The following is a 6,200-nucleotide window of genomic DNA, read 5'->3' as shown; positions in this document are numbered from 1 at the left end:
GGCCCCACACCGGGGAGCCGCCCCTCGCGCGTATGCCGCGGCTCTTGAACCGCGGTGCCCGGAGATAACAACTCGCGCGCACCTCCCCAGGTGGCCGAGGATTGCACCGTAGGGTTGTGGGCATGCCGGGTGATGGCGCACCAGCGCGCCACCCGGGCAGAAGGACCCGAACCCCCGCGGGACGAAGGCTTCAAACGGAAGCCGCCCGCATCCGAGAGAGCGTCCAGACGCGGACCGCCCTTCCCGGCCCGGCAGCCGTGAGGCGCCGGTCCTCGGTAGTGGCCGTCGGAACCCCCGCAGACCGAGCGGGGCACTCCGGAGGCTTCGATCGAAGACCGGCCCGACTGCCGCCCTCCCTGACGAGGGCCCGGGGCCCACCGCAGGCAGTGCGCGGGGACGCTCTCCCGGAGACGTACGAAAGAGGAGATCTTCCAGGTGGAAGAGAACGTGTTCTACGCCGAGGCCGTGATCGACAACGGTTCCTTCGGCACCCGTACCATCCGCTTCGAGACCGGCCGTCTGGCCCGTCAGGCCGCCGGCTCCGCCGTGGCCTACCTGGACGACGACACCATGGTGCTGTCGGCCACCAGCGCGTCCAAGCAGCCGAAGGAGCACTTCGACTTCTTCCCGCTGACCGTGGACGTCGAGGAGCGGATGTACGCCGCCGGCCGCATCCCCGGCTCGTTCTTCCGTCGCGAGGGCCGGCCCTCCGAGGACGCGATCCTCACCTGCCGCCTGATCGACCGCCCGCTGCGCCCGTCCTTCGTCAAGGGCCTGCGCAACGAGGTCCAGGTCGTCGTCACCGTGATGGCGCTCAACCCCGACCACCTGTACGACGTGGTCGCCATCAACGCCGCCTCCGCCTCCACCCAGCTGGCGGGCCTGCCGTTCTCCGGCCCGATCGGCGGCGTGCGCGTCGCGCTGATCAACGGCCAGTGGGTCGCCTTCCCGACCCACAGCGAGCTGGAGTCGGCCGTCTTCGACATGGTCGTCGCCGGTCGCGTCCTGCCGGACGGCGACGTCGCGATCATGATGGTCGAGGCCGAGGCCACCGACAAGACCATCAAGCTGGTCGAGGGCGGCGCCGACGCGCCGACCGAGGAGATCGTCGCCTCCGGCCTGGAGGCCGCGAAGCCGTTCATCAAGGTCCTGTGCGCCGCGCAGTCGCAGCTGGCCGCCCAGGCCGCCAAGCCGACCGGCGAGTTCCCGGTCTTCCTGGACTACCAGGACGACGTCCTCGCCGCGCTGACCGCCGCCGTCAAGGACGAGCTCGCCCAGGCCCTGACCATCCCGGGCAAGCAGGAGCGCAACAACGAGCTGGACCGCGTCAAGGCGCTGGCCGCCGAGAAGCTGCTGCCCGAGTTCGAGGGCCGCGAGAAGGAGATCAGCGCCGCCTACAACGCGCTGACCAAGAAGATCGTCCGCGAGCGCGTCATCAAGGACAAGGTCCGCATCGACGGTCGCGGCGTCACCGACATCCGCACCCTGGCCGCCGAGGTCGAGGCCATCCCGCGGGTGCACGGCTCGGCCCTGTTCGAGCGCGGCGAGACCCAGATCCTGGGTGTCACCACGCTGAACATGCTGCGCATGGAGCAGCAGCTGGACACGCTCTCCCCGGAGACGCGCCGCCGCTACATGCACAACTACAACTTCCCGCCGTACTCCGTCGGTGAGACCGGCCGCGTGGGCTCGCCCAAGCGCCGCGAGATCGGCCACGGCGCGCTGGCCGAGCGCGCCCTGCTGCCGGTGCTGCCGACCCGCGAGGAGTTCCCGTACGCCATCCGCCAGGTCTCCGAGGCGCTCGGCTCCAACGGCTCCACCTCGATGGGCTCGGTCTGCGCCTCGACCATGTCGCTGCTGAACGCCGGTGTGCCGCTGAAGGCCGCCGTCGCCGGCATCGCCATGGGCCTGATCTCCCAGGAGATCGACGGCGAGACCCACTACGTCACGCTGACCGACATCCTCGGCGCCGAGGACGCGTACGGCGACATGGACTTCAAGGTCGCCGGTACCCGCAACTTCATCACCGCCCTCCAGCTGGACACCAAGCTGAACGGCATCCCGGCGTCGGTGCTCGCCGCCGCGCTGAAGCAGGCCAAGGACGCCCGCCTGCACATCCTCGACGTGATGAACGAGGCCATCGACTCGCCCGACGAGATGTCCCCGAACGCGCCGCGCATCATCACCATCAAGATCCCGGTGGACAAGATCGGTGAGGTCATCGGCCCCAAGGGCAAGATGATCAACCAGATCCAGGAGGACACCGGCGCCGAGATCACGATCGAGGACGACGGCACCATCTACATCGGTGCCGCCGACGGCCCGGCCGCCGAGGCCGCCCGCACCACGATCAACCAGATCGCCAACCCGACCATGCCGGAGGTCGGCGAGCGCTACCTGGGCACCGTGGTCAAGACCACGACGTTCGGCGCGTTCGTGTCGCTGATGCCGGGCAAGGACGGCCTGCTGCACATCTCGCAGATCCGCAAGCTGGCCGGCGGCAAGCGCGTGGAGAACGTCGAGGACGTCCTCGGCGTCGGCGCCAAGGTCCAGGTCGAGATCGCCGAGATCGACCCGCGCGGCAAGCTCTCCCTGATCCCGGTCATCGAGGGCGAGGAGGGCGGCGAGGCCGCTTCCGAGTGAAGCGCCGCTAGCTGACCCCGCGGCCCGTACGCCTCACACGGCGTGCGGGCCGCACCCAGTTGTCCACATGCTTACGTCCGCACGTGCCTTCCCACGTGCGTCTCCCCTGGAGGTACCCCCCGTGGCGCAGGCCCCGGCGGTAAAGCAGCGCCCCGGCACCACCCGGACCCTGCTCAAGGGCGTCGACGGCGCCGGCACGGTGCGCCGCACCGTCCTCCCCGGCGGCCTTCGGGTCGTCACCGAGACCCTGCCGACGGTGCGCTCCGCGACCTTCGGCATCTGGGTCGGCGTCGGCTCGCGGGACGAGACCCCGCAGCTCAACGGCGCCACCCACTACCTGGAGCACCTGCTCTTCAAGGGCACCGAGCGGCGCAGCGCGCTGGACATCTCGGCCGCCCTGGACGCGGTCGGCGGCGAGATGAACGCCTTCACCGCGAAGGAGAACACCTGCTACTACGCCCGGGTCCTGGACACCGACCTGCCGCTGGCCATCGACGTGGTCTGCGACATGCTCACCGGCTCGCTGATCCGCACCGAGGACGTGGAGGCCGAGCGCGGCGTCATCCTGGAGGAGATGGCGATGGCCGAGGACGACCCGGGCGACGTGGTGCACGACCTGTTCGCCAAGGTGATCTTCGGCAGCGGCCCGCTCGGCCGCCCGATCCTCGGCACCCAGGAGACCATCAGGACGCTCACCCGGGACCAGATCGCCGGCTTCTACCGTCGCCGCTACCGGCCCGAGCAGCTGGTCGTCGCCGCGGCCGGCAACCTCGACCACCGCAAGGTGGTCAAGCAGGTCGAGCAGGCCTTCGCGCCGGTGCTGGAGGCCTCCACCGCGGCGCCTGCCGAGGCCCGCCGCGGGGTCAGGGCACTGCGCACGGCCGGCAAGGTGGAGGTGCTCAACCGCTCCACGGAGCAGGCCCACCTGGTGCTGGGCGTGCCCGGGGTGCCGCGGCACGACGAGCGCCGCTGGGCGATGGGCGTGCTGAACGCGGCCCTCGGCGGCGGGATGAGCTCCCGGCTCTTCCAGGAGGTCCGCGAGAAGCGGGGCCTGGCGTACTCGGTCTACTCGTACTCCTCGTCCTACGCGGACAGCGGCCTGTTCGGCATCTACGCCGGCTGCCAGCCCAAGCGGGTCGAGGAGGTGCTGCGGATCTGCCGGGCCGAGCTGGCCAAGGTGGTCGAGGAGGGCATCACCGAGGAGGAGCTGCAGCGCGCGATCGGCCAGATCTCCGGCTCCACCGTGCTCGGCATGGAGGACACCGGCTCGCTGATGAACCGGATCGGCAAGGCCGAACTCAGCTACGGGCACCACCTGTCGGTGGACGACATGCTGGAGCGGATCGCCGCGGTGACCCTGGAGGACGTCCACGAGGTGGCGCGTGATGTGCTGGGCGCGTACCGGCCGTCGCTCGCCCTGATCGGCCCGGTCAACGACAAGCGGGCCGCCAAGCTCGCCGATCTGCTGGTGTGAGAGGACATTCGCTATGACGCTGCGTGTCGCCGTGATCGGCGCCAAGGGACGGATCGGCTCCGAGGCGGTCAGGGCGGTGGAGGCTGCTCCGGACATGGAGCTGGTCGCCGCCCTCGGCCGCGGGTCGAAGCTGGAGGAGCTGACCGAGGCGGGCGCCCAGGTGGCCGTCGAGCTGACCCACCCCGACGCGGTGATGGGCAACCTCGACTACTGCGTGCGCAACGGCATCCACGTGGTCACCGGCACCACCGGCTGGACGGACGAGCGGCTCGCCACCGTCCGCAGCCGGCTGGCCGAGGCCCCCGAGCTCGGCCTGCTGATCGCGCCGAACTTCTCCATCGGCGCCATCCTCGGCATGAAGTTCTCCCAGATCGCCGCCCGGTACTTCGAGTCGGTCGAGGTGGTCGAGCTGCACCACGACCGGAAGGCCGACGCTCCCAGCGGTACCGCCACCCGCACCGCCCAGCTGATCGCGGCCGCCCGGGCCGAGGCCGGCCGGCCGCCGCAGCAGGACCCGACCACCCACAGCCTGCCCGGCGCGCGCGGTGCCGACGTGGACGGGGTGCCGGTGCACGCGGTGCGGCTGCGCGGCCTGCTCGCCCACCAGCAGGTGATGTTCGGCGACACCGGCGAGACGCTCACCATCCGGCACGACTCGCTGCACCACAGCAGCTTCATGCCGGGCATCCTGCTGGGCGTGCGCAAGGTCGTCGAGACCCCGGGGCTGACCTTCGGCCTCGAACACTTCCTGGACCTGTGACCGCATTGATCTCCAGGAGTGCGTCATGACGTCTCGTACCGGCTTCTTCGTCCTGTCCGGCGTGCTGCTGCTGGTCGCCCTGGTCTGCGTGGGCGAGGGCGTCCAGCTGATCGCGACCGGCAAGCCGCTCGGCATCGGCATCGGGATCTGCGCCTTCGTGATCCCGGTGATCGGCGTCTGGTTCCTGCGCCAGACCGTCCGCTTCGGCCGGGACAGCGAGCGGCTGGCCCGTGAGCTGGAGGCCGAGGGCGGCCTTCCGGTGGACGAGCTGAAGCGCAGCAAGGGCGGGCGGATCGACCGGGCCTCGGCCGACGCGGTGTTCGCCCGCCGCCAGACCGAGGCACAGGCCGCGCCGGGCGACTGGCGGGTCTGGTTCCGCCTCGCCGTGGCCTACGCCGACGCCGGCGACACCCCGCGCGCCCGCAAGACCATGCAGCACGCCATCAAGCTGCACAGCACCGAACCCGCAAGGAGTAACGCGTGAGCGACGAACCGACGGCCCCCAGCTTCCGCAGCGACGTGACGGTGGAGCTGGTCCGCAGCGCCGCCGCCGACTCGGACGTCATCTGGGCGGCCCGGGTCTCGACCGCGGGCGAGCAGTCCCTCGAAGCCCTCCAGCAGGACCCGGAGAAGTCCAAGGGCCTGATCAACTTCCTGATGCGCGACCGGCACGGCACGCCGTTCGAGCACAACTCGATGACCTTCTTCATCAGCGCGCCGATCTTCGTGTTCCGGGAGTTCCACCGGCACCGCAGCGGCTGGTCGTACAACGAGGAGTCCGGCCGCTACCGCGAGCTCCAGCCGGTCTTCTACGTGCCGGGCGAGGAGCGCAAGCTGGTCCAGCAGGGCCGCCCCGGCAAGTACGAGTTCCACGAGGGCACGCCCGAGCAGCACAGGACCACCACGGAGGCGATGGAGGCCGCGTACCGCGAGTCCTACGCCCGCTACCAGGAGATGCTGGCCGCCGGGGTGGCCCGCGAGGTGGCCCGCGCGGTGCTGCCGGTGGGCCTGTTCTCCTCGATGTACGCGACCTGCAACTCGCGCTCGCTGATGCACTTCCTGTCGCTGCGCACCAGGCGGGAGAACTCGGCGGTGCCGTCCTTCCCACAGCGCGAGATCGAGATGGTCGCCGAGCAGATGGAGGAGCAGTGGGCCCAGCTCATGCCGCTCACCCATGCGGCTTTCGAGAAGCACGGCCGAGTCGCCCCCTGACCTGGGACGACAGGCATATGGGCAGAGTGTCTGGCATGTCTGGATTGCGGCTTTTCTAGCCGCTCCCTACATTCGTGAACACGGATTCCGGTGCTGCCCGAACCCCCGAGC

Annotated in this window: 5 protein-coding genes; all 5 read left to right on the top strand. The window is 70.4% G+C overall.

The window, feature by feature from the left end:
• Positions 1 to 435: 435 nt before the first annotated feature.
• The 5 genes from ACFU7Y_RS38025 (at position 436) to thyX (ending at position 6,089) form a co-directional block, all read left to right on the top strand.
• The gene (locus ACFU7Y_RS38025; RefSeq protein WP_224277444.1) at positions 436 to 2,643 is read left to right on the top strand and encodes a polyribonucleotide nucleotidyltransferase; all 2,208 of its coding nucleotides are present in this window, start codon (positions 436 to 438) and stop codon (positions 2,641 to 2,643) included.
• Between the two features lie 67 nt (positions 2,644 to 2,710).
• Positions 2,711 to 4,117, top strand: coding sequence for a pitrilysin family protein (locus tag ACFU7Y_RS38020; RefSeq protein ID WP_224277442.1), 1,407 nt, complete (start codon positions 2,711 to 2,713; stop codon positions 4,115 to 4,117).
• 13 nt (positions 4,118 to 4,130) lie between these two features.
• Positions 4,131 to 4,877, top strand: a complete 747-nt coding sequence (gene dapB / locus ACFU7Y_RS38015) for a 4-hydroxy-tetrahydrodipicolinate reductase (protein WP_224277440.1) — start codon at positions 4,131 to 4,133, stop codon at positions 4,875 to 4,877.
• A gap of 25 nt (positions 4,878 to 4,902) precedes the next feature.
• Positions 4,903 to 5,361: a tetratricopeptide repeat protein gene (locus ACFU7Y_RS38010; protein ID WP_224277438.1), complete on the top strand. Its 459-nt coding sequence runs from the start codon at positions 4,903 to 4,905 to the stop codon at positions 5,359 to 5,361.
• Positions 5,358 to 6,089 carry an FAD-dependent thymidylate synthase gene (gene thyX / locus ACFU7Y_RS38005; protein ID WP_224277436.1) on the top strand — a complete coding sequence of 244 codons (732 nt, stop codon included), beginning with the start codon at positions 5,358 to 5,360 and terminating at the stop codon, positions 6,087 to 6,089. The genes ACFU7Y_RS38010 and thyX overlap by 4 nt, the downstream gene beginning before the upstream one ends.
• The last annotated feature ends 111 nt before the right edge of the window (positions 6,090 to 6,200 follow it).

The organism is Kitasatospora sp. NPDC057542 (assembly GCF_042801945.1).
GTDB lineage: Bacteria > Actinomycetota > Actinomycetes > Streptomycetales > Streptomycetaceae > Kitasatospora.
The sequence above is the reverse complement of the archived record's forward strand: the minus strand, read 5'-3'. Positions and strand labels throughout refer to the sequence as shown.

What these genes read in the sequence shown, in the direction of transcription:
- ACFU7Y_RS38020 (WP_224277442.1), top strand. Translation starts at nt 2,711, where the DNA reads ATGCTTACGTCCGCACGTGCCTTCCCACGTGCGTCTCCCCTGGAGGTA.
- dapB (WP_224277440.1), top strand. Translation starts at nt 4,131, where the DNA reads ATGACGCTGCGTGTCGCCGTGATCGGCGCCAAGGGACGGATCGGCTCC.
- ACFU7Y_RS38010 (WP_224277438.1), top strand. Translation starts at nt 4,903, where the DNA reads ATGACGTCTCGTACCGGCTTCTTCGTCCTGTCCGGCGTGCTGCTGCTG.